The 26539-nt window shown below is 63.7% G+C and carries 27 protein-coding genes; 21 read left to right on the plus strand and 6 right to left on the minus strand.

Features of this window, described 5'->3' with window-relative positions:
• Positions 1-227 precede the first annotated feature (227 nt).
• Genes xylB through ugpC form a run of 3 tightly spaced genes read right to left on the minus strand, consistent with a single transcriptional unit; the run spans position 228 to position 3506 of the window.
• Positions 228-1700 (minus strand): xylulokinase, encoded by a 1473-nt coding sequence (gene xylB, locus Q1A71_RS18840; RefSeq protein ID WP_299680093.1) that lies wholly within the window; start codon positions 1698-1700, stop codon positions 228-230.
• 12 nt (positions 1701-1712) lie between these two features.
• Positions 1713-2489, minus strand: coding sequence for an HAD family phosphatase (locus Q1A71_RS18845; RefSeq protein WP_299680095.1), 777 nt, complete (start codon positions 2487-2489; stop codon positions 1713-1715).
• The gene (gene ugpC, locus Q1A71_RS18850; protein ID WP_299680098.1) at positions 2490-3506 is read right to left on the minus strand and encodes a sn-glycerol-3-phosphate ABC transporter ATP-binding protein UgpC; all 1017 of its coding nucleotides are present in this window, start codon (positions 3504-3506) and stop codon (positions 2490-2492) included.
• A gap of 158 nt (positions 3507-3664) precedes the next feature.
• Here ugpC and Q1A71_RS18855 point away from each other — a divergent pair, with 158 nt between their 5' ends.
• From Q1A71_RS18855 to recO, 21 genes are all read left to right on the plus strand, one after another.
• On the plus strand, positions 3665-5008 hold the full coding sequence (locus Q1A71_RS18855) for a sugar ABC transporter substrate-binding protein (protein ID WP_299680101.1): 1344 nt from the start codon (positions 3665-3667) through the stop codon (positions 5006-5008).
• A gap of 72 nt (positions 5009-5080) precedes the next feature.
• Positions 5081-5947 (plus strand): sugar ABC transporter permease, encoded by an 867-nt coding sequence (locus Q1A71_RS18860; RefSeq protein WP_299680104.1) that lies wholly within the window; start codon positions 5081-5083, stop codon positions 5945-5947.
• A gap of 3 nt (positions 5948-5950) precedes the next feature.
• A complete protein-coding gene (locus Q1A71_RS18865; RefSeq protein ID WP_299680107.1) occupies positions 5951-6769 on the plus strand; it encodes a carbohydrate ABC transporter permease in 819 nt (272 codons plus the stop codon).
• 64 nt (positions 6770-6833) lie between these two features.
• On the plus strand, positions 6834-7802 hold the full coding sequence (locus Q1A71_RS18870; RefSeq protein WP_299680110.1) for a sugar-binding domain-containing protein: 969 nt from the start codon (positions 6834-6836) through the stop codon (positions 7800-7802).
• 14 nt (positions 7803-7816) lie between these two features.
• Positions 7817-8854 (plus strand): NAD(P)-dependent alcohol dehydrogenase, encoded by a 1038-nt coding sequence (locus Q1A71_RS18875; protein ID WP_299680114.1) that lies wholly within the window; start codon positions 7817-7819, stop codon positions 8852-8854.
• The gene (locus tag Q1A71_RS18880) at positions 8851-9396 is read left to right on the plus strand and encodes an SIS domain-containing protein (protein WP_299680117.1); all 546 of its coding nucleotides are present in this window, start codon (positions 8851-8853) and stop codon (positions 9394-9396) included. The genes Q1A71_RS18875 and Q1A71_RS18880 overlap by 4 nt, the downstream gene beginning before the upstream one ends.
• Positions 9397-9399: 3 nt before the next feature.
• The gene (locus Q1A71_RS18885; protein WP_299680119.1) at positions 9400-10167 is read left to right on the plus strand and encodes a glucose 1-dehydrogenase; all 768 of its coding nucleotides are present in this window, start codon (positions 9400-9402) and stop codon (positions 10165-10167) included.
• The gene (locus Q1A71_RS18890; protein WP_299680122.1) at positions 10164-11012 is read left to right on the plus strand and encodes a sugar phosphate isomerase/epimerase family protein; all 849 of its coding nucleotides are present in this window, start codon (positions 10164-10166) and stop codon (positions 11010-11012) included. Before Q1A71_RS18885 ends, Q1A71_RS18890 begins: the two co-directional genes overlap by 4 nt.
• A gap of 12 nt (positions 11013-11024) precedes the next feature.
• Entirely contained in the window at positions 11025-11750 is a 726-nt protein-coding gene (locus tag Q1A71_RS18895; RefSeq protein WP_299680125.1) for an SDR family oxidoreductase, read from the plus strand.
• Positions 11747-13363, plus strand: a complete 1617-nt coding sequence (locus tag Q1A71_RS18900; RefSeq protein ID WP_299680128.1) for an FGGY-family carbohydrate kinase — start codon at positions 11747-11749, stop codon at positions 13361-13363. The genes Q1A71_RS18895 and Q1A71_RS18900 overlap by 4 nt, the downstream gene beginning before the upstream one ends.
• Positions 13364-13961: 598 nt before the next feature.
• Positions 13962-14315 carry a DNA-directed RNA polymerase subunit omega gene (gene rpoZ / locus Q1A71_RS18905; protein WP_195819676.1) on the plus strand — a complete coding sequence of 118 codons (354 nt, stop codon included), beginning with the start codon at positions 13962-13964 and terminating at the stop codon, positions 14313-14315.
• Between the two features lie 32 nt (positions 14316-14347).
• Positions 14348-16507 (plus strand): bifunctional (p)ppGpp synthetase/guanosine-3',5'-bis(diphosphate) 3'-pyrophosphohydrolase, encoded by a 2160-nt coding sequence (locus Q1A71_RS18910; protein ID WP_299680136.1) that lies wholly within the window; start codon positions 14348-14350, stop codon positions 16505-16507.
• A gap of 92 nt (positions 16508-16599) precedes the next feature.
• Complete coding sequence (locus Q1A71_RS18915; RefSeq protein ID WP_299680139.1) at positions 16600-17271, plus strand: DUF2062 domain-containing protein; 672 nt, start codon at positions 16600-16602, stop codon at positions 17269-17271.
• A gap of 42 nt (positions 17272-17313) precedes the next feature.
• Positions 17314-18066 carry a pyridoxine 5'-phosphate synthase gene (locus Q1A71_RS18920; protein ID WP_299680142.1) on the plus strand — a complete coding sequence of 251 codons (753 nt, stop codon included), beginning with the start codon at positions 17314-17316 and terminating at the stop codon, positions 18064-18066.
• Positions 18047-19495, plus strand: a complete 1449-nt coding sequence (locus tag Q1A71_RS18925) for an alpha/beta fold hydrolase (protein WP_299680145.1) — start codon at positions 18047-18049, stop codon at positions 19493-19495. The genes Q1A71_RS18920 and Q1A71_RS18925 overlap by 20 nt, the downstream gene beginning before the upstream one ends.
• Before the next feature lie 14 nt (positions 19496-19509).
• Positions 19510-19914 carry a holo-ACP synthase gene (gene acpS, locus Q1A71_RS18930; RefSeq protein WP_299680148.1) on the plus strand — a complete coding sequence of 135 codons (405 nt, stop codon included), beginning with the start codon at positions 19510-19512 and terminating at the stop codon, positions 19912-19914.
• Positions 19915-20154: 240 nt separating this feature from the next.
• Entirely contained in the window at positions 20155-20994 is an 840-nt protein-coding gene (lepB, locus tag Q1A71_RS18935; protein ID WP_299680151.1) for a signal peptidase I, read from the plus strand.
• Positions 20991-21677 (plus strand): ribonuclease III, encoded by a 687-nt coding sequence (gene rnc / locus Q1A71_RS18940; RefSeq protein WP_299680154.1) that lies wholly within the window; start codon positions 20991-20993, stop codon positions 21675-21677. The genes lepB and rnc overlap by 4 nt, the downstream gene beginning before the upstream one ends.
• A complete protein-coding gene (gene era / locus Q1A71_RS18945; RefSeq protein WP_299680157.1) occupies positions 21674-22582 on the plus strand; it encodes a GTPase Era in 909 nt (302 codons plus the stop codon). The genes rnc and era overlap by 4 nt, the downstream gene beginning before the upstream one ends.
• Before the next feature lie 57 nt (positions 22583-22639).
• Entirely contained in the window at positions 22640-22969 is a 330-nt protein-coding gene (locus Q1A71_RS18950; protein ID WP_299680160.1) for a DUF1491 family protein, read from the plus strand.
• Complete coding sequence (gene recO, locus Q1A71_RS18955) at positions 22969-23694, plus strand: DNA repair protein RecO (protein ID WP_299680163.1); 726 nt, start codon at positions 22969-22971, stop codon at positions 23692-23694. Before Q1A71_RS18950 ends, recO begins: the two co-directional genes overlap by 1 nt.
• Here recO and Q1A71_RS18960 read toward each other — a convergent pair.
• The 3 genes from Q1A71_RS18960 to Q1A71_RS18970 form a co-directional block, all read right to left on the minus strand.
• On the minus strand, positions 23678-24085 hold the full coding sequence (locus Q1A71_RS18960) for an META domain-containing protein (protein ID WP_366140313.1): 408 nt from the start codon (positions 24083-24085) through the stop codon (positions 23678-23680). The two genes, recO and Q1A71_RS18960, sit on opposite strands and share 17 nt — an antisense overlap.
• The gene (locus tag Q1A71_RS18965; RefSeq protein ID WP_299680165.1) at positions 24082-24603 is read right to left on the minus strand and encodes a TetR/AcrR family transcriptional regulator; all 522 of its coding nucleotides are present in this window, start codon (positions 24601-24603) and stop codon (positions 24082-24084) included. The genes Q1A71_RS18960 and Q1A71_RS18965 overlap by 4 nt, the downstream gene beginning before the upstream one ends.
• A 130-nt stretch (positions 24604-24733) precedes the next feature.
• Positions 24734-26419: an acyl-CoA dehydrogenase family protein gene (locus Q1A71_RS18970; protein ID WP_299680167.1), complete on the minus strand. Its 1686-nt coding sequence runs from the start codon at positions 26417-26419 to the stop codon at positions 24734-24736.
• Between the last annotated feature and the right edge of the window lie 120 nt (positions 26420-26539).

A 26539-nucleotide genomic window follows, 5' to 3' on the forward strand; every position in this document is an offset into this window, starting at 1 on the left:
CAGATGTCTCTTCCAGCCACGCCCACGCCCCGGACGAAAGCGGTCATTGAGACGGCTGACGTGGAAGTGGGCGTTGCGTGTTTCGCGACCGCAGCCAATTATTGCCCGTGTAGGAACGTTCGCACGACGGAGAAGGCGCAGCTGTGGAAAACCGTGATGGCTCAGAGCGGAGCAAGCTGAAGAGGGCGGGAGCCGCTGGCAACAGCGAACAAAAGTGTAAGACACCGCTATGTCGTGCCGCGATTGGCGCTCTGTGCTGATTTGATCTTTGGATACGCGGCTTTGAACGTCTCGTAGGCCGCGTCGAATTGGTCTTTCACATCCTGAACCGGCGCAATCGCCTCGGAGATTTCGGGTTTGACGAGCACATCCTCCGATGCGGCTCCCGTACGTGCCATGACCGCAAGGCGCGCGGCCCCCATTGCTGCGCCGAACTCTCCGTCCCTGGGGCGCTCCAGGGTCACGTTCAGGACTGTCGCGATCAGCTTCAGCCAATAGGTTGATTGCGCTCCGCCGCCGATTGCAATCAGCCGTGTCAGCTCTGTGCCTGTTGCCTCGAATGCTTCCAAGGAGTCGCGCAGGCCAAAGGCCACGCCTTCAAGCACCGCCCGGGTCAAGTCTGCGACGTCGGTTCCAACGGCCAGACCCGTGAAGCTCCCGCGGATGTCGGCGTCGTTGTGCGGTGTGCGTTCACCTGAAAGGTAGGGCAGGAACATCGTGCCTCCTGGCGGGCGCAGGTCGTCTCCCAACGCCTGCGTCAACGCGGGGGCCGATGATCCTGTGATAGAGGCCAGCCAGTTCAAGCTGTCCGTGGCCGATAGCATGACCCCCATCTGGTACCAGCGATCCGGCACGGCGTGGCAAAACGTGTGGAGCGCCGAAGCAGGTGCCGGACGGCAGGTGTCGCGCGCTGCCAGCAGCACGCCCGACGTGCCGAGAGACAGAAACGCCTCGCCGTCATTAAGTGCGCCGATGCCGCAGGCGGCGGCCGCGTTGTCGCCTGCGCCCGCTGCAACGATCGCGTCCTCGCCGACGCCCCAGCGTTTAGCAATCTCAGGGCGCAGGGTCCCAGCGGCGTGCGAACCCTCAACCAGTCTGGGCATCTGGTCTGCGCGCATGTCGCCTGCCGCGAGAAGCTCTGGCGACCAGTCGCGCGCCCGTACATCAAGCCAGGACGTTCCCGCGCTGTCGGACATATCGGCGACAAAATCCCCCGTGAGATAAAAGCCGAGAAACGCGGCAGGCAGCAAGACTTTGGCGACCCGCGCAAAGTTCTCGGGTTCATGATGTTTGACCCAGAGAAGTTTTGGGGCTGTGAAGCCCGGAAAAACGATATTGCATGACATCGCGCGCACGTGGTCGCACTGGTCCAAGTACTTTGCCTCGGCATGCGACCGTGTGTCGTTCCAAAGAATACAGGGGCGGATCACCGTGCCTGCAGGGTCAATAAGCGTTGCGCCATGCATGTGGCCCGCGACGCCGACGCCCTTCAGGTCTGCAAAGGCCGGAAACCGCGACCGCAGGTCAGACGCCGCTGCATCCAGCGCATCTGTCCATTGCGCCGGGTCCTGTTCGCTCCAGCCGGGCCGGGCGTGTTGCGATGTGTAGGATTGCTCGGCCACGCCGATGACGGCGCCGTCTTCAGACAGGAGCAATGCCCGCAGGCCCGATGTGCCGAGGTCAATCCCGAGGTAACTCATCGTCCGTGCGTCCTAACTGCCGGCGGCCGTATTCGATACAGCCCGCCACCCGATCATATCCAGCTTCGCAAAGTCCCCGAAGGAGCGCAAAACCATTTCGGCACCCGCATTGCACAGCACATCGCCGTGCTCGTTTTGCAAGGTGTCCAGGTGGCAGCCGCCGGTAAATCCCACGGCGCGCATCCTGGCGGACCTTGCCGCTCGGATACCATGAGGCGAGTCCTCGATGACAAGACAATCTTCCGGATCGACTTGCATTTTCGACGCGGCGAACTCGAACAGGTCAGGCGCCGGCTTGCCGCGGGACACCTGCTCTGCGCTGAACACGTGGTGAAACCGGTCGGCCACGTCCATGGCCTTCAAGGCAGCATTCAATCGCTTGAATGTGCTGCTTGAGGCAATGCAGAACGGCATCTGATTTTGCTCCAACCGGCTGATCAGATCGAAAACATGCGGGACCGGCTGCAACTCACCGGCAAACCGTGCAAAAAGCTCGCTCTCCCATATGTCAGGGAAATTCTCCGAATTCCCTGTTCCATGTTCGGCGACATGGCTCGTAATGGTTTTCAGTGACGTGCCCAGAAAGGTCTTGCGCGTCTCTTCAAGCGACAATTTCACTCCAAATTGATGAAGTGCGCTTTTGAGCGTCGAGAGAGAGATCACCTCGCTATCCGCAATCACGCCGTCAAAGTCGAAAATAACGAGTTTGGCTGCGCTGACGATGCCGGCAAACGTCGCAGCATCCTCAGACGAGAGGTTGGCCCGACGCGGATGCACGGGACTGACCATTTAAATCGCGTGACCGGCGGCGTCGAACTGGTGAAGACGGTTGTCGGGGATGTGCAACCCCACCGCCTCACCGACAGATGTCTCATCCTCTCCGGGTACACGCGCAATGATCTCCTGCCCGCTGCTTGTCTCCAAGTACAGGAGACTCTCGCCGCCAAGCTGCTCTTTGACCTTCACGGTCGCGTCCGTGTGCCCCTGTCCGCTGGCGCGGAGCTCCAGATGTTCGGGTCGACATCCCACGTAGGCCGCGTCGCGGGTCAGAGGGAGAGTGGCCATCTCCGCGCCCGGCGCGAACACATTCATTGCGGGTGATCCTATGAACTCCGCAACAAACCGCGAGTTCGGTTTGTGATAGAGCTCCATGGGCGTGCCGACCTGCTCGACCCGACCCGCATTCAAAACGACGATTTTATCGGCCATGGTCATCGCTTCCACTTGATCGTGGGTCACGTAGATCATGGTCGCCGCAAGCTGTTTGTGCAGCCCCTCAAGCTCCACTCGCATCTGCACACGCAGCTTTGCATCGAGATTGGACAGGGGTTCGTCAAAGAGGAACACTTTCGGGTTCTTCACGATTGCGCGTCCGATGGCGACGCGCTGTCGCTGGCCACCGGACAGCTGGCCCGGCTTGCGGTCGAGGTAATCTTCAAGCTGCAGGATCCGGGCCGCCTCCGCAATGCGGTCATCGCGTTTTTTCGGATCGAAGCCGTTGACCTTCATGCCAAAGTCCATGTTCTCGCGGACCGACATGTGGGGATAGAGCGCATAGGACTGGAACACCATCGCAAGGTCCCGGTCCGCCGGTTCGGCGGTGGTGACATCGCGACCGTCGATCATGATCTGACCCGAATCGACACCTTCCAAGCCCGCGAGCGTGCGCAGAAGTGTTGATTTCCCGCAGCCCGACGGGCCAACAAAGACGACGAATTCGCCATCCTCGATCTCCAGGTCGACGTCGAACAGGGCCTGCACATTTCCATAAAATTTATTCAGATTTTCAATCTTTATTCCTGCCATCGTGGCGTCCTCCCCAAATCCGCCTAAAACAACGGCTTCGATACGTTTGTAACTTCGTACGAACAAATGTATTGACTTTCAAGTTCAAAAGTTACTTTTGTATGATGAGCGATGCAAAGGTAATAGCTCGCAATCCACTACTGGGAGGAACGACACCTATGAAAACTCTACGGAACCTACTTGGCGCCACCGCCATCACGAGCGCGATGGCCACCGGGGCCCTTGCGGACGGCCATGGCTGGAGCCTTGCGGAGGCAGCGAAGCCTTACGCAGGCACAACTGTCGATGTCGTCTTCCTGCTGCGTCCCGGTTACGAAGCGATCGAAGCGATGCTGCCTGCCTTTGAGGAAGAGACGGGCATCAAGATCAACATCATCAAGCACCCTTACGAAAACGCGCTGGGCGAGCAGGTCCGCGACTTTGTTGCGGGCGGCGACCTTGATGTGGCGCTGATCGACCTCGTCTGGATCGGCAACTTTGCCGAAAACGACTGGATCCTGCCCTTGGCGGACGTGCAGGCAAAGTTCCCTGATATCGTCGACCCCGATCTGGATATCGACGACTTCTTCCCGCTGGTGCTGAACGCCTTTGGCGGCTGGAACGACACGATCTATGGTCTGCCGTTCGACAATTACTCCGGCCTGATGTTCTACAACAGGTGCATGCTGGAAGACGCCGGTTTTGACGGCCCGCCATCCACGTGGGAGGAGCTCAAGGATGTGTACGGACCGGCCCTGACCAAAGACGGCAAATACGCCTTCGCGCTGCAGTCCAAGCGGAATGAAACGCAGTCTGCGGACAGCTTCGCCCGCGTCCTGTGGCCCTTCGGCGGTTCGTTCCTGGATGAGAACTTCCGATCGAACCTGTTGAGCGACGAAAGCCAGGCGGGCCTTCAGTTCCGTCAGGACCTCATGCAGTACATGCCCGATGGCATCGTGGCGTATGACCATGCCGAAACTGTAAACGCCTTCAGCCAGGGCGACGTGGCAATCATCACCGAATGGTCCGCCTTCTACTCGTCGGTCGTCTCGCCCGAGACCTCGAAAGTGGCCGATTGCGTTGAGATCGCGCCCGAGCCGATGGGCCCGGCGGGTCGTAAGCCGGCGCTCGGCGGGTTCTCCCTTGCTGTGGCGTCACAGGCTGACGATGCGGAACAAGCAGCCGCCTATCTGTTCATCCAATGGGCGACCTCCAAGGCAAACGCGCGCGAGTATCTTGAGCGCGGTGGCGTTCCCGCCCGTCAGTCGGTCTACCAGCAGGATGGTTTGGAAGACTTCAAATTCGTGCCCGCCTTGGTCGAAAGCTGGCAGGACGGTGTGCCGGAATTCCGCCCCCGCTTTGCCGAATGGCCCGAGATCACCGAGATCGTGCAGGAGTGGGGCACCAAGATGATGTTGGGTGAGGTCACCACCGAGGAAGGTGCGCAGGAAATCGGCAGCCGCATGGAAGAGGTGCTGGAGGACGCAGGCTACTACTCCGGCGACAAACCACTCGCCCAATAAAAGCACCAAGATCACCGGGGGCGGGCAACGCCGCCTCCGGACCCCGAACCTGGGGAGCAGGGAGGACATGACATGCGCGGACAGGTATCCCGCAAAACCATTTTTGCGTTTATTGGGCCTGCGGTCATCGGCCTTGCGCTGGTTGGCATCGCGCCATTGCTCTATGCGGTTTGGACCTCTCTGCACTTCTACAATCTGACAAAACTGAAGCGCGTCGAATTCATCGGGCTTGAGAATTACTGGACCGTTCTGACGGATGAGGTGTTCTGGCAGGCGATGGGGCGCACGTTCTTTCTGCTTGGCACCGCATTGCCGTTGCAGCTCGCACTTGGACTGATCATTGCGCTTGTGCTGCATCAGCCCGGCCTGACGCTGATCAAGACGCTGTGCCGCCTGTCACTCGTGCTGCCCATGGCCACGACCTACGCCGTTGTGGGCCTGCTCGGGCAGGTGATGTTCAACCAGAAATTCGGCGTTGTGAACCAGTTGCTGGGCGGCGCCGATATCAACTGGATCGGTGATCCCGAGAACGCCTTTGCGATGATCATCTTCTGGGACGTCTGGCAATGGACACCCTTCGTGGCGCTGGTCCTGCTGGCAGGCCTCACGATGGTGCCCGGAGAAGTCGAAGAGGCCGCGCGGCTGGAGACAAAATCCAAGTGGACGGTGCTGCGCTATGTGCAGCTGCCCTTCCTGCTGCCGGGCCTCGTGGCGGTCCTGATCCTGCGCACCGCCGACACGTTGAAGCTCTTTGACATGGTCTTCACGCTGACACGCGGCGGGCCGGGGTCCTCAACGGAATTTATCTCCCTGATGATCCAGCGGGTCGGTTTCCGCGGCTTTGACCAGGGCCTCGCCTCGGCCCAGGCGATCATCCTGCTGATCATCACCATCATCCTCGCGCAGATCTATATCCGCGTCTTCTACAAGGAGGTCTGAGCCATGACATCGACCCGGTCAATGTGGACGCAGATCGCCTTGCTTGGGGTGATCATCACCGTCTGTGTCTTTCCGTTCTACTGGATGGTCACGACATCGCTGAAAACCCAGATCGTGGCTCTCGAAGCCCCGCCGGTCTGGCTGTTTGAGCCGACCCTCGACAATTATCGCGAGGCGTTGTTCGAGGATGGCGTGCTGCGCACCCTGATCAACTCGCTGGTGGTCGCGGTCAGTACGACACTGCTCGCGCTGATCCTTGGCGTGCCTGCCGCCTTCGCGCTGGCCCGGTTCGAGTTTCGGGGCAAGAAGGACCTGTGGTTCTGGTTCATCACCAACCGGATGGTGTCACCCATCGTGCTGGCCCTGCCGTTCTTCCTGATCGCGCGCAATCTCGGGATGCTCGACAAGCACATCACGCTGATCCTGATTTACCTCACCTTCAACCTGCCCATCGTGATCTGGATCGTCACAGATCAGTTCCGCGGCATTCCCTACGATCTGGACGAGGCCGCCCGTCTGGAAGGGGCGTCGCAGTTCACGATCATGCGAAAGATCTGCCTGCCGTTGGCGATGCCCGGCGTCGCGGTCTCGGCGATCTTTTCCTTCATTTTTTCATGGAACGAGCTGATGTTCGGGCTGATCCTGACGCGCACGGAGGCCAAGACCGCCCCCGCGATGGCCGTATCATTCATGGAGGGCTACAATCTGCCCTACGGCAAGATCATGGCCACCTCGACGCTGATAGTGATCCCCGTGCTGATTTTCGCGCTGATTGCATCGAAGCAATTGGTCCGGGGGCTGACCATGGGGGCCGTGAAATGAACGCTTGCCCGATGCGTCTTTCACGGCCTACCCGCCACGGTTGGAACCGCTGAAGGGCCTGCCGATGTCGCGCTATGTCAAACTTGAACAAATCGACCCGGAGGAACAGTTGCTGGTCCGATTGGCATGGGCGTGCGAGGTCGAGGGGATGACCCAGGCGGATGCGGCGGAGCGGTTTGGGATCACTCGGCTTCGGGTCAACAAAGGCCTTAACGAAGCCCGCCGGCGGGGGATCATTCGCGTCAGCGTTGATTCCGTCTACGCCGCCGCCGCCCAGCTTGAGTGGGAGGTGCAATCCGCGTTCGGCCTGGCGCGCGCCGTCGTTGTGCCCTCGCCGGAAAAGGACAGCTCCGTCACGGCGCTTGTGGCGGCGGGGCTTGGGGCGCATCTGGGTGAGCTGTTGCAGGACCCGCAGATCATGCGCTTTGGCATGTCTTGGGGCAATACGCTCAATCTCGCGACCCGCCACATGCAGTCGCTGGATCGCCCGGATCTCGAGATCGTTTCGATTATGGGCGGTATCTCGCGCGGCTCCGACGTGAACGGGTACGAAATCACCACCCGTCTTGCAGACCTCTGCAACGCCCAGCACAGCCTCTTCCCCGCGCCGCTCTATGCAGGCAGCCGAGACAGTCAGGCGATGTTCATGCAGCAAGACGTCATTCGCGAGATGCTTCGGAAGATCTCGTCCTGCGATGCAATTGCGCTGGCAACGGGCAACCTTGAAAGCTCGCTTTTGGTGCGGGATGCGCTGCCGCGTGACGTGGACCCGGCAGAGTTGATCGCGCGTGGCGGCGTTGGCGACATCACCGGGCATGTTCTGAATGCCGACGGCGCCCTGATCGACCACCCGATCAACGAGCAGGTGATTGGCCTGACGCTGGAAGAAATGGCGCAGATCAAAAACGTCATCCTCGCCGCGGGCGGCTTGCACAAGGTGCCGATCATCCGCGCGGCGCTAAAGCGCGGATTCGTGAACACTTTGGTGACGGATGAAAACACCGCACGCGCCCTGGTCGAGCCGGCGGTTTAGTTTGGGAGGACACGATGGCAAAAGCACTGGTTCTTGAAGAGGCGCGCAAACTGGCGTTGCGCGACATCGACCTGTCCGAAGACATGGGTCCGGGCGATGTGAGAATAACCGTCGACACGGTCGGGGTCTGTGGCAGCGACGTGCACTATTACACCCATGGCAAGATCGGGCCCTTTGTCGTGAACGAACCCATGGTTCTGGGGCATGAGGCCGCGGGCGTCGTGGCCGAGATCGGTGCGGATGTACGCCACCTGAAGGTCGGGGATCGGGTGTGTATGGAGCCGGGCATCCCCAACGCCGCCTCAAAGGCCGCCAAGCTTGGGGTCTACAACGTGGACCCGGACGTGCGGTTCTGGGCCACTCCGCCTGTTCACGGCTGCCTCACGCCGTCCGTGGTGCACCCCGCAGCCTTCACCTATGCAATCCCCGATCACGTCAGCTTTGCCGAAGGGGCGATGGTCGAACCCTTTGCCATAGGCATGCAAGCGGCGGCGCGCGCCGGGATCAGGCCCGGTGATGTGGCCTTTGTCACCGGTGCCGGCCCCATCGGCATCATGGTTGCGTTGGCAGCCCTCGCGGGCGGCTGTGCCAAGGTGTTCATCGCGGACCTCGTCGAGGCCAAGCTTGCCATCGCCGCCGGCTATGACAACATCGAACCGGTGTTGATCTCGCGCGATGACCCGGCGGCGCTTGTGCGGGAGGCGACCGAGGGCTGGGGGGCCGATGTGGTGTTCGAATGCGCCGGTGCCGCAGCGTCGATCCAGACGGCCCTCGAGGTCGTGGCACCGGCGGGCTGCGTCGTCTGGGTCGGGATGCCCGTGGACCCTGTCCCCGTCGACATCGTGCTGGCCCAATCCAAGGAAATCCGCATGGAGACTGTCTTTCGCTACGCCAATATGTATGACCGCGCGATAGCGCTTCTGGCCTCGGGCAAGGTGGATCTGAAACCCCTGATCTCGGAGACCTTTGCGTTTGAGGACAGTATCGAAGCGTTCGACCGTGCGGTGGAAGCCCGCCCCACGGACGTCAAAATCCAGATCAAGCTGACATGAGCCGCGCGGATCAGATCCTGTCAGAGTTGCGGCCTGGCCTGTCAGAGGACGTGCTGGCGCAGATACCGGCGCTGATCGAGGCGCTCGCCGGAGCGGGACGCATTGTCTGCCACGGTGTCGGGCGCGAAGGGCTGATGATGAAGGCGCTTGCCATGCGGCTCTATCACCTCGGTTGTGATGCGCATGTGGTGGGCGATATGACCACACCGGCCGTCGGGTCCGGCGACGTCCTCCTGCTGAGCGCCGGACCGGGTCATTTTTCGACCATCGCAGCACTTGCTGGCGTGGCGCGGAGCGCTGGCGCACGGGTGATTTGCGTCACCGCGGAGCCAGATGGCGCGGTCCCAAGGCTGGCGGACCTTGCGGTGCATCTGCCCGCGCAAACCATGGCCTCGGACGCGCAGGCCACATCCATCTTGCCCATGGGCTCGCTTTACGAAGCGCTCATGTTCTTGTTCTTCGAAGTATTGGTCCTCGACCTGCGCGACCATCTCGGGGTCGCACCCGAGGTCATGCGCGCCAAACACACCAATCTGGAGTAAGCTATGGGCTGGGAAAAACGGTTCAGTCTCGCGGGCAAGACCGCGCTGATCACCGGGGCGTCGTCGGGGATAGGCACGGCCATCGCAGAGGTCTTCGCCGACGCGGGCGCGGATATTGCCGCGCATGGCCGCGACAAGGGCCGGCTCGCGGCGCTTGGTCAAACGGTGCAGGCATCCGGGCGTCGCTTTGCGGCGATCACCGGTGATCTGGCGGATCCGGGCGAGACGGAGGCCGTGGCGGCACGGTCGCTGGCTGACTTCGGACAAATCGACATCCTTGTGAACTCCGCGGGCATCGCGCTGACCGGTCCGGTTGTCGACTACGACCTGGCCGATTGGCAGCGCACCATGGCCGTCAACCTGACAGCCCCCTTTGTCCTGTCCAAAGCCCTGCTTCCGGGCATGATGGCGCGGCGGTCGGGCAAGATCATCAACATTTCGTCCCAGACAGGTGTGATCGCGCTGGAAGATCACGCAGCCTATGCAACGTCAAAGGGCGGGCTGAACGCCCTGACCAAATCCCTGATGACCGAAGCCGCGCCGCACAACGTGCAGGTCAACGCCATTTGCCCCACGGTGGTGCTGACCGACATGGGCAAGGCGCTTTGGTCCGCTCCCGAAAAACGTGATCCGATGATTGCAAAAACCCCCTTGGGACGCTTCGGCGACCCGGTCGAGATCGCGGACATGGCGCTCTATCTTGCGTCTCCGGCCTCTGACCTTGTCAACGGGGCCGTGATGATGATCGAGGGGGGATATTCCAGCATATGAAGGGGTTCGGCGTTCATACCAGCATGTGGACCATGTCGTGGGACGCGCAGGGCGCCGCGCGCGCGATTGCCGCTGCCAGGGCCTCAGGGATGGATTTCATCGAGATTGCACTGCTCGACCCCGCCTCGACAGATGCCACGCTTGGGCGGCGGCTGCTCGAAGAGGCGGAATTGCCCGCGGTCTGCTCGCTTGGCCTGCCCGAGGCGGTCTGGGCCTCCCGCAACCCCGACGGTGCCGTTGAGTTCCTGCGGCTCGCGGTCGAAAAAACCGCCGGTCTTGGTGCGACCGCACTGACGGGCGTCACCTATGGCGGCATAGGGGAGCGCAGCGGGCTGCCGCCGACGGACGCGGAGCTTGATAACGTGACCCGGGCGCTTGAGCAGACCGCACGGATTGCAGCAGATGCGGGCCTCGCCTTCGGGATCGAGCCGGTCAACCGCTACGAGACCCATCTCATCAACACAGCCGCCCAAGGCGTCGCGATGATCGAGCGGATCGGAGCGGAAAACATGTTTCTGCATCTCGACACCTACCACATGAATATCGAGGAGAAAGGCGCAGGCAACGGGATCCTGGCAGGCCGCGACCACCTGCGCTACATCCACCTGTCGGAGTCCGACCGCGGCACGCCGGGCGCGGGCACCTGCGATTGGGATGAGATCTTCGTGGCACTCGCCGCCATTGGGTTCCAAGGGGGGCTGGCGATGGAAAGCTTCATCAACATGCCACCCGAGATCGCCCATGGCCTCTCGGTCTGGCGCCCCGTGGCGAAAAGTGCCGAGCAGGTTGTGGGCGAGGGCCTGCCCTTTTTGCGCGGCAAGGCAGAGCAATACGGTTTGATCTAGGGGGGACCAGGTATGGCGGATTTGGCGGGCAAGGTCGTGGCCATCACCGGCGCGGCATCGGGCATCGGACTGGCCTGTGCGCGCGCTTGCATCGACGCAAAGGCACGGGTGGCTCTCGTGGACCGGGACAAAGAGGCGCTTGACCAGGTCTGCGCTGATCTGGGCGACGCAGCCCTGCCGATCGTCACCGATGTGATGGACAAAGACAGCGTCGCACAGATGCTGCCCACGATTCTCGACAAGGCCGGGCGGCTCGACGTGTTTCACGCCAATGCGGGCGCATATGTCGGCGGTGATGTGCTCGAGGCGGACCCCGACGTCTGGGACCAGATGTTGAACCTCAACATCAACGCCGCCTTTCGCTCGGTCCAGTCGGTCCTGCCGCACATGGCCAAACAAGGTTCGGGCGACGTGATCCTGACCAGTTCCATCGCGGGTGTGATACCTGTCGTCTGGGAGCCGATCTACACCGCCTCGAAACATGCGGTGCAGGCGTTTACGCACACGGTGCGGCGCCAGATGTCGGCACACGGCGTCCGGGTTGGCGCAATTCTGCCCGGGCCTGTGGTGACGGCGCTTCTGGACGACTGGCCCAAGGCAAAGATGGAACAAGCCCTGGCTGAGGGCAGCCTGATGCAACCCCAGGAGGTCGCCGATTGCGTCGTCTTCATGCTCACACGACCCTCCAATGTCACAATCCGTGACCTTGTTCTCCTGCCGAACGCAGTGGACCTATGACGGCCTTCGTTGGGGTCGATGTGGGCACCGGCAGCGCGCGCGCCGGTGTGTTTGATGCAAGCGGTGCGCTGCTCGCCAGCCACGCCCAGGACATCCGGATGTGGCGCGACGGGGAGATCGCCGAACAATCCTCCGATGATATCTGGTCGGCTGTTTGCACGTGCGTAAAAGAGGCGGTCGCCCAAGCGGGTCTGGCGCCTGAGGAGATCAAGGGCCTTGGCTTTGATGCCGCCTGTTCCATGGTCGTCGTGGACCGTGACATGCGCCCTCTGAGCATCAGTGACACCGGTGCGGCCGAACGCAATGTCATCGTCTGGATGGATCACCGCGCCAAGGGCCAGGCCGAGCGCATAAACGCCACGGGCCATCCCGTGCTCGATTATGTGGGCGGGCGTATCTCGCCCGAGATGCAAACGCCCAAACTGCTATGGATCAAGGAGAATCTGCCCGACAGTTTCGACGCGGCAGGGCAGTTTTTCGACCTGCCGGACTTTCTGACATGGGCGGCGACCGGCTCGCTGACCCGCTCGGCCTGCACAGTGACCTGCAAATGGACCTACCTCGCGCATGAAGATCGGTGGGATGACAGCTACTTCAGCCGGATCGGGCTGGGCGACATCGCGGCAGAGGGGTTTGCCCGCGTCGGCCGACACATCGTGCCGCCGGGGACAGCAGTGGACAACGGGCTGACGGCCAGGGCCGCGACCGAAATGGGCTTGATCCCCGGCACTCCGGTGGCCGCCGCCCTGATAGACGCCCATGCAGGCGGGATCGGCACGGTCGGCGCTGATTCGGAGGCCGGGCCGGAGGCGACCATGGCCTACGTCTTCGGCACCTCGGCCTGCACGATGGCAAGCTCCAAGGAACCGCACAAGGTGCCGGGCGTGTGGGGTCCCTATTACTCGGCGATGGTGCCGGGGCTGTGGCTGTCCGAGGGCGGACAGTCTGCGGCGGGTGAGGCAATCGCACATCTGATTTCCACCCACCCGGCCAAGGGCGTTGCGCAGGCGCAGGCCAGCAAGGCGGGCCTCTCCTTGCAGGACTACCTGTTGGAAGAGGTGACCCGCCGCAGCCCGCGCATGAGCGACGCCGTCAAACTCGCCGGGCGCAAACTGATCGTCCCGGATTTCCTCGGCAACCGCGCACCATTTGCGAACCCCGAGGCGACCGCGGTGATCGCGGGGCTCACATTGCGCACCGATGTCGACGATCTGATCGCCACCTATGTCGCCGGGGTGACGGGCATTGGCTACGGCCTCCGCCAGATCATGCAGGCGCAGGCCGGCCAGGGCGTCCGGCCTCAGGCCATCGTGATCAGCGGCGGCGCGGGGCGCAGCGCGGCGATAAAACAGATGCTCGCCGATGCCAGCGGCGTTCCAATTCTGTCCACAACCTCGGCTGAGCCCGTGCTGCTTGGCGCAGCGATCCTCGGCGCTGTCGCGTCACGGCAGTTTGCCACTCTCACAGAAGCAATGGGACAAATGTCTTCGATCGAGGCGCGTTTCACGCCGACCGGGGGGAGGACCGCAAAAATGCACCAAACACGCTTTGACGCATTTGAGCTGCTTCAGGCGGCGGATCATCATTTGCAAAGGGAATTGCTGCGCGAATAGATGCGCACATCAAAAGCCGCAGGTTTGAAGGATGTGGGCGACAGCCAGCTGACAAGGGCCACAGATTTCGAACGGACCATGATCTCGCCAACGATAAACTCTCTTGCAAAGGGGATCCCGGGCTGACGCAGCGCTTTTGTCAAACACCCGTTGCAAACCGAGCCCCTCGGAAGAGAGGTGGGTGCTCCCCTGTGCCGCATCCCTCAACGGTCCTCCTCTCGGATCAAGGAATTGGCATTCTCTAGATGGCTCATGCCAACTTCACCGGGCAACCCTGACCCTGCTAAGGCTTCTGAAACAGGGAACGCGCCCCCAGCTGCGTCCTTCGAGCCGTTGTTTTGTGCCGTGACGTTCTTCGAGGCGCCCCAGTCCGCCTCCTGTCCGCTTTCATGGCACTTGGGGACATTCGCAGGTGGCGCAGCATTTCGCAGGTCGGGTTCAGATCGCACCTCCGGCCCGGCGCCGGCGTGCGGGGCACAGGGCGATATCTGCCGGCCCTCGCGGCAAAGCCGATACCCCGCAATAGACGCTTGTAAATCAGGCCAAAGGGGCCTAATGAAGGCACTTCTGACCTATTCCCAGATCAATGGAGTGTTCCATGGCCCGCGTCACCGTCGAAGATTGCGTCGATAAAGTTCCCAACCGGTTCGAACTGGTGATGCTCGCTGCGCATCGGGCGCGCGAAATCTCCTCGGGCGCTGCGATCACCGTGAACCGCGACAACGACAAGAACCCGGTCGTCTCGCTGCGCGAAATCGCGGATGAGACCCAGAGCGCGGATGAGCTGCGCGAGCGTCTGATCGAGAGCAACCAGAACCAGATCGAGGTCGACGAGCCGGAAGAGGACGCCATGGCCCTCCTCATGGGCGCCGAGCAGGACAAGCCCGAAGAGGACAGCATGTCCGAAGAGATGCTCCTGCGGCAGTTGATGGCAGCGCAAGGGCAGAGCTGAGCACAGCTCGCCCCGGCCCGAGAGGCTGAGGAATGACGACCACCCTGGACCAGATCGAAATCACCGCCGACGATCTGGTCACCCTCGTCACCAAGTACAACCCCAAGACGAACGAAGCCCTGATCCGCGCGGCCTACGACTATGGCCGCGCGATGCACGAGGGCCAGACCCGCCATTCGGGCGAGCCCTATTTCAGCCATCCCGTCGCCGTCGCCGCGATCCTGACCGAGCAGCAGCTCGACGATGCGACGATCATCACCGCCCTGCTGCATGACACCATCGAGGACACCAAGGCCTCCTATCAGGAGGTCGCCACCCGCTTCGGAGTCGAGGTGGCCGAACTGGTCGACGGGGTGACCAAGCTCACCAACCTGCAGCTCAATTCGACCGAGACGAAACAGGCCGAGAATTTCCGCAAGCTCTTCATGGCGATGTCCAAGGATCTGCGCGTGATCCTGGTCAAGCTTTCCGACCGGCTGCACAACATGCGCACGATCAAGGCGATGCGCCCCGAGAAACAGGCCCAGAAGGCGCGCGAGACGATGGAAATCTTCGCACCGCTCGCGGGCCGCATGGGGATGCAGTGGATGCGTGAGGAACTGGAAGACCTCGCCTTCCGCGTGCTCAACCCCGAAGGCCGCGCCAGCATCATCCGCCGCTTCATCAATCTGCAGCGCGAGACCGGGGATGTGATCCAGCGCATCACCGGTGACATGCGGCTGGAGCTCGACAAGGGCGGGGTGGATGCGGAGGTCTTTGGCCGCGCCAAGAAACCCTATTCGATCTGGCGCAAGATGCAGGAGAAGGAGCAGACCTTCTCGCGCCTCTCCGACATCTACGGGTTTCGCATCATCACCCACACCGAGGAAGACTGCTACCGCGCGCTGGGCGCGATCCACCAGCGCTGGCGCGCGGTGCCGGGCCGGTTCAAGGACTACATCAGCCAGCCCAAGTCCAACGGCTACCGCTCGATCCACACCACCGTGTCGGGGCGCGACGGCAAGCGCGTCGAAGTGCAGATCCGCACCACCCAGATGCACGATGTGGCCGAGACCGGCGTGGCGGCACATTGGTCCTACCGCGACGGGGTGCGCAGCCAGAACCCCTTTGCGGTCGATCCTGCCAAGTGGATCACGCAACTCTCCGAGCAATTCGATGCCGAAGAGGACCACGAGGATTTCCTCGAGGCGGTCAAGCTCGAGATGTACTCCGACCAGGTCTTCTGCTTCACGCCCAAGGGCGAGGTGGTCAAACTGCCCCGGGGCGCCACACCTATTGATTTCGCCTTCGCCATCCACACCCGGATCGGCACCGCCTGCGTGGGCGCCAAGGTCGATCACATGCGCGTGCCGCTCTGGACGCGGCTGAAGAACGGCCAGAACGTCGAGATCATCACCGCCGAAGGGCAGAGCCCGCAGGCCACCTGGCTCGACATCGCCACCACCGGCAAGGCGCGCTCCGCCATCCGCCGCGCCCTGCGCGACGAGGACCGCGCGCGCTTTGTGAAACTGGGCCGCGAACTCGCCCGCTCCGCCTTCGAACAGATGGGCCGCAAGGCCACCGACAAGGCGCTCAGCACCGCCGCGCGCCACATGCGGTTCAAGAACCGCGACGACCTGCTCGCCCGCCTCGGCAGCGCCGAGATCACCGGCCGCGAAGTGGTGCAGGCGGTCTACCCCGACCTCACACCCAAATCCGGCGACAAGGTTGATGCGGGCCGCGCCGTGATCGGCCTCACCCCCGGGCAATCCTTCGAGCGCGCCTTCTGCTGCCAGCCGCTGCCGGGCGAACGCATCGTCGGCATCACCCATCGGGGCCGCGGCGTGGTGGTGCACGCCATCGACTGCGACCGGATGAGCGCCTATGAAGACCAGCCCGACCGCTGGCTCGACCTGCGCTGGCACGAGGGGCCGCATTCAGCGGTCTACGGCACCACGCTGGATGTCACGCTCAACAATGACGCGGGCACCCTGGGCCGCATTTGCACCTTGATCGGGGAGACCCGGGCAAATATTTCAGACTTGCAATTTATTGATAGGAAACCTGACTTTTACCGTCTTCTGATCTATGTCGAACTCAGGGACGTCGCGCATTTGCACTCGTTGATGCTGACCCTCGAAGCCGAAAGCGATGTGGCCGCGATCACGCGCGCCCGCAACTTGGCGCAGGGGTCCGTGGAAACACCCGCCTGACGCCGCGTCCCGGTCATTGATTGGTCACATTTTCGAGGTGGTCTGCGCGGGAGCGGACCCCCGACGTTACGCTGGAAAAGGAACCCCGCCCGTTGGTCTTCAAACGCCGCGATCCGAAAAGCTGGCCCCGCACCCTGGCAGAGTTTCTCTGGCCGCGCGGGGGCTGGGCGCGTGCGTTCCACTACGTCAAGCACCGCATGCGCCGGCTGCCAGACAGCCCCGAACGCATTGCGCGCGGCATCTGGGCCGGGGTCTTCGCCGCCTTCACGCCGTTCTACGGGTTTCACTTCTTCATCGCCGCGGGCCTCGCCTTCGTGCTGCGCGGCAACGTGATCGCCTCGCTCATGGGCACCTTCTTCGGCAACCCTTTGACATATGTGCCCATCGGCGTGGCCGCGCTCTCCACCGGGCACTGGCTGCTGGGTGATCACGTGGACGAGCGGATGCACCGCTCCTTCGTCGGCAAATTCGCCGATGCGGCGGCGGATCTGAAGGACAACTTCATCGCCATCTTCACCGACGCCCGCGCCGACTGGACGCGCCTTGCGGTGTTCTATGACGAGATCTTCTTCCCCTATCTCGTGGGCGGCATTCTGCCCGGTATCTTCTTTGCGACTTTGTGCTATTACCTCTCGGTGCCCGTCATTCGGGTTTACCAGACGCGCCGTAAGGGTATGATCAAAAACAAATTCGACGCCCTCAAGGCCAAGGCTGCTGCAAAAGCAGACGCAAAACGCAAAGCGGAACATCCAACCGGGGACTAATGGGTGCTGCGGCCGGCAGCACGGACAAATGGGGGGTCAGCCATGGCCAATCACGAACACCTGCGCCTCGGCGTCAACATTGATCACGTCGCCACCGTGCGCAACGCCCGCGGCGGCGCCTACCCGGACCCGCTGCGCGCCGCACGGCTGGCGGAGAAGGCGGGCGCCGACGGCATCACCGCGCATCTGCGCGAGGACCGCCGCCATATCTCGGATGCCGATATCGAAGGGCTGATGGAGGTGCTCAGCGTGCCGCTCAATTTCGAGATGGCCGCCACCGACGAGATGCAGCAGATCGCCCTGCGCCACAAGCCGCACGCGGTCTGCATCGTGCCCGAAAAGCGCGAGGAGCGAACCACCGAAGGCGGGCTCGACGTCGCCCGCGATGAAAACCGCCTGGCGCATTTCATCGCCCCCCTGCGCGATGCGGGCTGCCGCGTGTCGATCTTCATCGCCGCCGACAAACGCCAGATCGAAGCGGCGCACCGCATCGGCGCCGAGGTGATCGAGCTGCATACGGGCGCGTATTGCGACGCCTATGCCGATGGCGAACTGGACACCCACCACGAAGAGCTCGAAGCGCTGCGCGAGATGTCCGCCTTCGCCCACTCGCTGGGTCTCGAGGTGCACGCGGGCCACGGGCTGACCTATGACACCGTCATGCCCATCGCCGCCTTCCCGGAGGTGCGCGAGCTCAACATCGGCCACTTCCTCATTGGCGAAAGCATCTTCCTCGGGCTGGAGCCGGCGATCCACGAGATGCGCCGCCTGATGGATGAGGCCCGGGCTGACTGACACCCTGCGCCATAGGCTGACCGCACTCGCCGCCCTGGCGCTGATCCTGCTCAGCCTGTGGCAGCTGGAGGGCGCGCGCCGCGGCATCGACGTGACCCACCTCGCGATCGGCGACACGCCGGTGACCCGCTACAGCGGCGCTGCGCCCGGCCCCGTTGTCGTCATCGCCCACGGCTTTGCGGGGTCGCGCGAGATGATGCAGGGCTATGCCCTCGACCTCGCCCGCGCCGGCTACACCGCCTATACCTTCGACTTCCTCGGCCATGGCGCCCATACCCGGCCGATGTCCGGCGATGTCACCGCCGAGGACGGCACCACCCGGCGCCTCGTCGATCAGACCAAGGCGGTGATCGAGGCCACCCGCACCGACACGCCCACGGCCCTGCTGGGGCACTCCATGGCCACCGATGTGCTGGTGCGCGTCGCCGCCGAGACCGAGGGCACCGGCCCGCTTGTCCTGCTCTCCGCCTTCTCGCGCGAGATCACGCCGCAGGCGCCGCCCGATCTGATCCTGATCACCGGCGCCTGGGAGCCGGGCCTCACCGATTTCGCCCGCCGCACGGTGGCGGACACCGCGTCCGACACCCGCCGCGCCGCCGTCATCGCCCCGCGCAGCGACCACGTCAGCATTCTGCAAAGCGTCGTGGCGCGGCAGGCGGCGGTCGACTGGCTGAACGACAGCTATGGCCGCGCGGCGCCCACCCAGATCCCGGCGACCGGCTGGGGGCTGATCGGCCTGCTGGCGGGCATCGTCGCCCTGACGCCGACGCTGGCCCGCGCGCTGCCGCACCACGCCGTGCCCGCAGCACCGCTGCGCCCTGTGCGGTTCCTCGCGGTGGCGCTGCTTCCCGCCATCGCAGCACCGCTTATCGCCGTGCCGCTGGACATCGCCGTGCTGCCCGTGCTGGTCGCCGACTACCTCGCGCTGCACCTCGCCCTGCTGGGGGCGCTGCAACTGCTGCTGCTCTGGCGGTTCGGCCTGCGCCCGGGCGGGCTGTCGCTGGCGGCGCTGCTGTTGATCCTTGTCTGGGGCCTCGGCGCCTTTGGCCTCGCGCTTGACCGCTATGGTGCGAACTTCGTGCCCAACGGCGGCCGGCTCTGGATCATCGCGGCGCTCTGCGTGGGCACCGTACCCTTCATGCTGGCGGACGCGCTGCTCTCGGGCGCGGGCCACGGCCCGCTCTGGCAGCGGATGACCGCCCGCGCCGCGTTTCTGGGCTCGCTCGCCCTTGCGGTGACGCTCGATTTCAGCGGGCTCTTCTTCCTGATCCTGATCGCGCCGGTGATCGTTTTGTTCTATATCGTCTTTGGCCTGATGGGCCGCTGGGTCGCACAGCGCAGCGGCGCCACGAGCGCAGGCCTCGGTCTCGGCCTGCTTCTGGCCTGGGCCCTCGGCGTCAGTTTTCCGCTCTTCGCGGCGGGCGGATAGAAAGGCAGCATCCCATGATCCTCGGCATCGGCACCGATCTTGCGAATATCGAGCGCATCGCAGGCACGCTCGACCGCTTCGGCGACCGCTTCCGCAACCGCGTCTTCACGGAGGTGGAGCAGCGCAAGGCGGAACGCCGCCGCGACGTGGCGGGCACTTATGCCAAACGCTGGGCCGCGAAGGAGGCCTGTTCCAAGGCGCTCGGCACCGGCCTGGCCATGGGCATCGCCTGGAAGGACATGTCCGTGAGCAACCTCAAGACCGGCCAGCCGGTGATGCATGTGACGGGCTGGGCCAAGGACCGCCTCGACGCAATGACGCCCGAGGGCCACGAGGCGGTGATCCACGTCACCCTGACCGATGATCACCCCTGGGCGCAGGCCTTCGTGGTCATTGAGGCGCTGCCGATCCGCCGTTAACGCTTTGGTCACGAACCCCGCCGCGCGCCCTGTTAACCGGGCGCGGCACCGACAGGACACCGACGCAATACCGACGTGATACCGACGCAATACCGACGTCGGTTTTGCCTGCAAATCAGGGATTAACAGCCGATTCGGGCAAATCGCCGCAAAGGGGTCACCGAACGTTGCGCGGGCCCGCCTTGACTTGCCCCCCTCCGGCCCGCATTTAGGCGCAAACCAAAGACATGGGAGCGCCCGATGGCCGCCAAGGAAGAAAAGCAGCAGAATGCCATGGTCGAGACGATCAAGACCATCGTCTACGCGCTGCTCATCGCCGGTGTCTTCCGCACCATCTTTTTCCAGCCCTTCTGGATTCCCTCCGGCTCCATGAAGGAGACCCTGCTGGTCGGCGACTTCCTCTTCGTGAACAAGATGGCCTACGGCTATTCCTACGCCTCCTGTCCCAGCCTGATCCTGCCGCGCTTCGGCATCAACATCGACGCCAAGGACATCTGCGGTGTCTTCGATGGTGACAACACGCGGCTCTTCGGCGGCGAGCCGGAGCGGGGCGACGTGGTGGTCTTCCGCCACCCGGTCTCGGGGCGCGACTACATCAAGCGGCTGATCGGCATGCCCGGCGACAGTGTCCAGATGCGCAACAGCGTGGTCTATATCAACGGCCAGGCAGCGCCGCAGGAACCTGCTGGAATCTTTGAAGAAATCATGGAGCCGCAGGGTCCGGAAGGCCGGCGGCCGCGCTGCGGCAACGGCCCCGTGGGCGACGGCGGTGTGTGCCAGAAGACCCGCCTGATCGAAACGCTGCCCGGCGGGGTCCAGCACGTGATCCTCGACATCAACCCCCAGGCCTCGGACCGCACCGGCGTCTATCAGGTGCCCGAGGGGCACTACTTCTTCATGGGCGACAACCGCGACAACTCCGCCGACAGCCGCCTGGCCCAACAGGTGCGGGGCGTGGGCTTTGTGCCTTACGAAAACCTGATCGGGCGCGCGGATCGCATCATGTTCTCCTCCGCGGGCCGGTCGATGCTGTTCTTCTGGACCTGGCGCGGTGACAGGTTCTTCAAGGCGGTCGAGTGAAGCTCTCGGCGGAACTCAAGTCCTTTCAGGACCGGCTCGGGCACAGCTTCACGCGTCCCGAATTGCTCGCGCAGGCCGTCACCCATGCCTCGATGTCCTCGGCCAACAGGGATGACAACCAGCGGCTGGAGTTCCTCGGTGACCGGGTGCTGGGCCTGGTGATGTCCGAAGCGCTGCTCAGCCTCGACAAGGGCGCCACCGAAGGGCAATTGGCCCCGCGTTTCAATGCCTTGGTCCGCAAGGAGACCTGCGCTGACGTGGCCCGCCAGATCGACCTCGGCGCCGTTCTGCGGCTTGGCCGGTCGGAGATGCTGTCAGGCGGGCGGCGCAAGCAGGCGTTGCTCGGCGATGCCATTGAGGCGGTCCTCGCCGCGGTCTATCTCGATGCGGGCTTCGATGCCGCCAAGGCGCTTATCCTGCGGCTCTGGGGCGACCGGCTGCACAACGTCGAAGAGGACGCGCGCGACGCCAAGACTGCCCTGCAGGAATGGGCGCAGGCACGAGGGCTGCCGCCGCCCTCCTATGTGGAGGTGGCGCGCGAGGGCCCCGACCATGCGCCGGTCTTCACCATTGCCGCCGAGCTGGAAACCGGCGCACGGGCCCAGGCGACGGCCGGGTCCAAACGCCAGGCCGAGCAGGCGGCAGCTGGTAACCTCCTGTCAGAGCTGGAGAAAACGGAATGAGCACGCGCGCCGGTTTCGTCGCCCTCATTGGCGAGCCCAACGCGGGCAAGTCCACCCTGCTCAACCGTATGGTGGGCGCCAAGGTCTCCATCGTGACCCACAAGGTGCAGACCACACGCGCCCGCATTCGCGGTGTGGCGATGGAAGGTCAGGCGCAGATCGTCTTCGTGGACACGCCCGGCCTGTTCCGCCCGCGCCGTCGGCTCGACCGCGCCATGGTCGCCGCCGCCTGGGGCGGTGCGGCGGATGCGGACATCATCGTGCTGCTTATCGAAGCGCAGCGCGGCGTCACCGAAGGTGTGGAACGGATCCTCGAAGGGCTCGCCGATGTCGGTGAGGGGCGCAGGGTCGCGCTGGCCATCAACAAGATCGACCGCGTGCAGTCCGAGGTTTTGTTGAGCCTGACCAAGGACTTGAACGAGCGCTACCCCTTCGCACAGACCTTCATGATCTCGGCCGAGAAGGGCCATGGTGTCGATGCGCTGCGCGGCTGGCTTGCGGCGGACCTGCCCGAGGGGCCCTGGCTCTACCCCGAAGATCAGATCGCGGATCTGCCGATGCGCATGATCGCCGCCGAGATGACCCGCGAGAAGCTGACGCTGCGCCTGCATCAGGAACTGCCCTACCAGCTGACCGTCGAAACGGAGAACTGGGAGGAGCGCAAGGATGGCTCGGCCAAGATCGACCAGCTGATCTATGTGGTGCGCGACGGACACAAGGGCATCGTGCTTGGCCACAAGGGCGAGACGATCAAGGCGGTCTCGAGAGCCTCCCGGGAAGAGCTGGAGACCTTTCTTGGCCGGAAAGTTCATTTGTTTCTGCAGGTTAAGGTGCGTCCGAACTGGCTGGACGAGGCGGAGCGCTATTCGGAGATGGGTCTGGAGTTCAAGGATGGCAACGGTTGAGCGCGCGGGACCCCGCGGGGTGGGATTGGGTATTTTGCGACGGGTGAAGAGCACGGCATGACCCGGCTGACCGCGCGGTTCTGGATTGATGCGTATCTGATGCGGCTTCGTGGGCTCGATATCCCTGCGTTTATCGTGGCGCATGGGGATGACGACGCGGGCAGCGTGCTGGTGAAGCTGAACAGGCTGGACGGGCAGGCGACGCTCTACCAGCGCAGCTATAACCTGATGGAAGATACCCGCAACTGGGCGATCCTCGAACAGGGGCAGGAAGCGGATGTGGATGCCGTGATCGCGCGCCAGCGCGGTCATGACCCCGATGTCTGGGTGGTCGAGGTGGAGGACCGTGCGGGCCGCCACATGTTGGACCAGCCCGGTCTTGCGTGATGGAGTGGCGCGACGAAGGCATCTTGCTCAGCAGCCGCCGCCACGGGGAAACATCTGCAATTATTGAGGTTTTCACGCCTGATCACGGGCGCCACGCGGGAGTGGTGCGCGGCGGGACCAGCCGCAAGATCGCCCCCATCCTGCAGCCCGGCGCCCAGCTTGATCTGACCTGGCGGGCCCGGTTGGAGGATCACATCGGCAGCTTCGTGGTCGAGCCGGTGCGCAGCCGCGCGGCCGCCGCCCTGGGAGATCGCTTGGCGCTGGCTGGGCTCAATGCCGTCACCGCACTTCTGGGGTTCTGCCTGCCGGATCGGGAGCCGCATCCCCGGCTCTATCTGCAGACCGAGCAGCTGCTCGATCTTCTGGATCAGCCCGAGGTATGGCCCTTGGCCTATCTGCGCTGGGAACTTCTGCTGCTGGAAGAGATGGGCTATGGCCTCGCTCTGGAGGTGTGTGCGGTGACCGGCCAGCGCGATGATCTGGCCTATGTCTCGCCCAAGTCAGGCCGGGCCGTGTCCCGGGCTGCAGCGGGCGATTGGGCGGACCGTCTGCTGCCGCTGCCGGATGTGCTGCGCGGTATCGGGTCCGGCGGCGATGCCGAAGTGGCCGAGGCCTTGCGGACAACAGGGCATTTCCTGACGGCCCATCTGGCCACGGATCTGGGCCACGCGCCGCTGCCCGAGGCGCGGGCACGGTTTGTCACGGCCTTCACTCGACGGCTGTGAACACCATGCTGCGGCCTTCCGGCGTGGACAGGATCAGCGTATCGCCGAGCACTTCGGACAGGGTCATCTCGGTCAGCGCGCTGAGATAGGCGGTCTCCTCGGTGAGCGCCGGGCAGGCCCGCCGGGTCACGACGAGGTCACGCGCCTCGAACCACGGGTAGGGCACGGTCATGGCTCCATTGAAGCTGTTGCAGGGCGCTGTGCCCGCGATCCGACCGGGTTCGGGAAAGCGCAGGCTGGCGGTGTAGGAAATTGCGGCGCCATCCAGTTCCGTGAGCTGCCAGGTCTTCTCCGCCGCGCCGTAGGCGGTCAGCGTTTCGTCCTCTCGGCAGGCTGTCAGAGCTCCGCAGAGCACCAGCAAGGCGAGCGCCGCGGCGCGGTAGCGCATCATTTCAGGGCAAGCACCAGGTCCACCATGGTGTCAAAGGCCTGTGTCGGTTTGGTCTGGCCCTGCAGTTGCGGCAAGCCGATGAGCGCGCCGAGGCAGCTTTGCGCAAAGGCCGGATTGCGCACGCCCAGGTGATTGAGCAGGTTGACCAGATAGGTCAGCCGCTCCTGATCCACATCGCTCAGCGCGTCCGCGACCATCGGAGACGTGTGCGCCCAGGCGCGGAAGGCCGGGTCCTGCTTGTCGGCAACGAATTGGGCTCCGAACCGGCGCAGCCGTTTTTCGGAGTTCCCCTCCTTGGCCAGCGCCTCTGCGATCTGCGACAGGGCGCGCGATTGCCAGTCCTTCACCACCGCCTCGTGCAGCGCCGGTACATCCTTGAAATGCCAATAGAATGAGCCCTTGGTGGCGCCCAGGTCGCGTGCAAGAGGCTCTGCCGCGAGGGCGGGCGGGCCCTTCAGAATGAGAGCATCCAGACCTGCGTCGATCCACTTCTGCCGGGTGAGTCGCTGTGTCGCCATGGGTCAGCCATACGCAGGTGGTTGTGATGCTGCAAGTGCGAAGCGACCACACGGCGTTGAACGGCGCTTGCCCTCTGATCAATGCCCCCGGATCGCGCGGATGCCCGCCGTTCGGCACCCTGAAAGGCGGTCAGCCGAGCAGCCGCCGCGCGATCACCTGGGCCTGGATTTCTGCAGCGCCTTCAAAGATGTTGAGAATCCGCGCATCGCAGAGCACGCGGCTGATCTTGTACTCCAGCGCAAAGCCGTTACCGCCGTGGATTTGCAGCCCGTTGTCGGCTGCCGCCCAGGCGACGCGCGCGCCCAGCAGCTTGGCCATGCCCGCTTCCACGTCACAGCGGCGCCCCTCGTCCTTTTCGAAGGCCGAGAAATAGGTGAGCTGCCGCGCGATGGTCAGCTCCACCGCCATCATCGCCAGCTTGCCTGACACGCGCGGGAAAGCGATCAGCGGTTTGCCGAACTGCTTGCGGTCCTGCGCGTATTGCATCGAGATGTCGAGGGCGGACTGGCCGACGCCAACAGCGCGCGCGGCGGTCTGGATGCGGGCGCTCTCGAAGGTTTCCATGAGCTGCTTGAACCCCTTGCCCTCTTCGCCGCCCAGCAGGTTCTCGCCTTTGACGTGGAAGTTGTCGAAGGCGAGCTCGTATTCCTTCATGCCGCGATAGCCCAGCACCTCGATCTCGCCGCCGGTCATGCCCTCGGTGGGGAAGGGGGCCTCATCCGTGCCGGGTGTTTTCTCCGCGAGGAACATCGACAGGCCTTTGTAGTCGGTCGTCTCCGGATCGGTCCGCGCCAGCAAGGTCATCACATGGGTGCGCGCGGCATGGGTGATCCAGGTCTTGTTACCGGTAATCCTGTAGTCCTCACCCTCCTTGACAGCGCGGGTGCGCAGGGAGCCGAGGTCCGACCCGGTGTTGGGCTCGGTGAAGACGGCGGTGGGCAGCGTTTCTGCGCTGGCCAACTGTGGTAGCCACTTCTCTTTCTGCGCATCCGTGCCGCCCGCGAGGATGAGCTCAGCCGCAATCTCGGACCGCGTGCCCAAGGAGCCCACACCAATGTAGCCGCGCGACAGCTCTTCCGAGACCACGCACATGGAGGCCTTCGACAGACCAAAGCCGCCGTATTCCTCCGGGATGGTCAGACCGAAGACGCCCATCTCAGCCAGCTCTTCGATCACCTCCAGCGGGATCAGCTCGTCGTTGAGATGCCAGTCGTGCGCAAAGGGCTCGACCTTTTCGACCGCATAGCGGCGGAACTGCTCGCGGATCATCTCCAACTCGTCATCGAGGCCCGAGGCGCCGGTGATGATGTTGGCGGAGTGTTCCTGCATCAGCTCTACCAGGCGTGTGCGGGCCGCCTGCGTGTTGCTCTGCTGGGTCAGTGTCATGATGGCCGGTTCCATCATCGCGCGCATATCGGATTGGTCGAGCCCGAGGTCCTGGAGGCGCAGCATCTCGCCCTGGTTCATCTGCAGCCCGCCGTACATTTGCCAGAGATATTCGCCGAAGGCGATCTGCTGGATCAATTGCTCCGTCTCGCCGAAATTGCCTTCTGCGGAGAGCTTCTCGGCCCAGGCCTGCATCTGGCGAAGCGCTTGCGCATAGGTCGCCAGCCAGGCGAGCCCATGGGCCGCGGTTTGATGCTGTTCAATCAGGGCGCCCGAGACACGATCGCCCTCGGTCACGAGCGATTTCACCCGCGCGGCCGCGGTTTGCAGCAGGGCGTCCACAGGGGCAAGTGCGGCGGCTGTCAGGCTGATCAGATCATCCAGGATCACGGGTGTTTGGCGCGGCGGGGTCTGTCCATCATGCGGCATCATAGCATCCTTCATCGGTTGCCGGAGGATGTAAGTCTTTCGCAGGTGCAGCGCAACATAAATGCGGAGGGATGCGTCAATTTGGACGAAAATTTCGCACACATTTGCGGCTTCGATTGT

Origin of the sequence: uncultured Roseobacter sp. (genome assembly GCF_947493125.1) — a bacterium.
Classification (GTDB): Bacteria; Pseudomonadota; Alphaproteobacteria; order Rhodobacterales; family Rhodobacteraceae; genus Roseobacter.

Coding starts and splice junctions, on each gene's coding strand:
- Q1A71_RS18900 (WP_299680128.1), top strand. CDS start 11,747: ATGACGGCCTTCGTTGGGGTCGATGTGGGCACCGGCAGCGCGCGCGCC.
- ugpC (WP_299680098.1), bottom strand. CDS start 3,506: ATGGCAGGAATAAAGATTGAAAATCTGAATAAATTTTATGGAAATGTG.
- Q1A71_RS18950 (WP_299680160.1), top strand. CDS start 22,640: ATGACCCGGCTGACCGCGCGGTTCTGGATTGATGCGTATCTGATGCGG.
- recO (WP_299680163.1), top strand. CDS start 22,969: ATGGAGTGGCGCGACGAAGGCATCTTGCTCAGCAGCCGCCGCCACGGG.
- era (WP_299680157.1), top strand. CDS start 21,674: ATGAGCACGCGCGCCGGTTTCGTCGCCCTCATTGGCGAGCCCAACGCG.
- Q1A71_RS18860 (WP_299680104.1), top strand. CDS start 5,081: ATGCGCGGACAGGTATCCCGCAAAACCATTTTTGCGTTTATTGGGCCT.
- Q1A71_RS18910 (WP_299680136.1), top strand. CDS start 14,348: ATGACGACCACCCTGGACCAGATCGAAATCACCGCCGACGATCTGGTC.
- acpS (WP_299680148.1), top strand. CDS start 19,510: ATGATCCTCGGCATCGGCACCGATCTTGCGAATATCGAGCGCATCGCA.
- Q1A71_RS18960 (WP_366140313.1), bottom strand. CDS start 24,085: ATGATGCGCTACCGCGCCGCGGCGCTCGCCTTGCTGGTGCTCTGCGGA.
- Q1A71_RS18925 (WP_299680145.1), top strand. CDS start 18,047: ATGAGGCCCGGGCTGACTGACACCCTGCGCCATAGGCTGACCGCACTC.
- Q1A71_RS18895 (WP_299680125.1), top strand. CDS start 11,025: ATGGCGGATTTGGCGGGCAAGGTCGTGGCCATCACCGGCGCGGCATCG.
- Q1A71_RS18870 (WP_299680110.1), top strand. CDS start 6,834: ATGTCGCGCTATGTCAAACTTGAACAAATCGACCCGGAGGAACAGTTG.
- Q1A71_RS18875 (WP_299680114.1), top strand. CDS start 7,817: ATGGCAAAAGCACTGGTTCTTGAAGAGGCGCGCAAACTGGCGTTGCGC.
- Q1A71_RS18920 (WP_299680142.1), top strand. CDS start 17,314: ATGGCCAATCACGAACACCTGCGCCTCGGCGTCAACATTGATCACGTC.
- Q1A71_RS18855 (WP_299680101.1), top strand. CDS start 3,665: ATGAAAACTCTACGGAACCTACTTGGCGCCACCGCCATCACGAGCGCG.
- Q1A71_RS18845 (WP_299680095.1), bottom strand. CDS start 2,489: ATGGTCAGTCCCGTGCATCCGCGTCGGGCCAACCTCTCGTCTGAGGAT.
- lepB (WP_299680151.1), top strand. CDS start 20,155: ATGGCCGCCAAGGAAGAAAAGCAGCAGAATGCCATGGTCGAGACGATC.
- Q1A71_RS18885 (WP_299680119.1), top strand. CDS start 9,400: ATGGGCTGGGAAAAACGGTTCAGTCTCGCGGGCAAGACCGCGCTGATC.
- Q1A71_RS18890 (WP_299680122.1), top strand. CDS start 10,164: ATGAAGGGGTTCGGCGTTCATACCAGCATGTGGACCATGTCGTGGGAC.
- rpoZ (WP_195819676.1), top strand. CDS start 13,962: ATGGCCCGCGTCACCGTCGAAGATTGCGTCGATAAAGTTCCCAACCGG.
- xylB (WP_299680093.1), bottom strand. CDS start 1,700: ATGAGTTACCTCGGGATTGACCTCGGCACATCGGGCCTGCGGGCATTG.
- Q1A71_RS18970 (WP_299680167.1), bottom strand. CDS start 26,419: ATGCCGCATGATGGACAGACCCCGCCGCGCCAAACACCCGTGATCCTG.
- Q1A71_RS18965 (WP_299680165.1), bottom strand. CDS start 24,603: ATGGCGACACAGCGACTCACCCGGCAGAAGTGGATCGACGCAGGTCTG.
- Q1A71_RS18880 (WP_299680117.1), top strand. CDS start 8,851: ATGAGCCGCGCGGATCAGATCCTGTCAGAGTTGCGGCCTGGCCTGTCA.
- Q1A71_RS18865 (WP_299680107.1), top strand. CDS start 5,951: ATGACATCGACCCGGTCAATGTGGACGCAGATCGCCTTGCTTGGGGTG.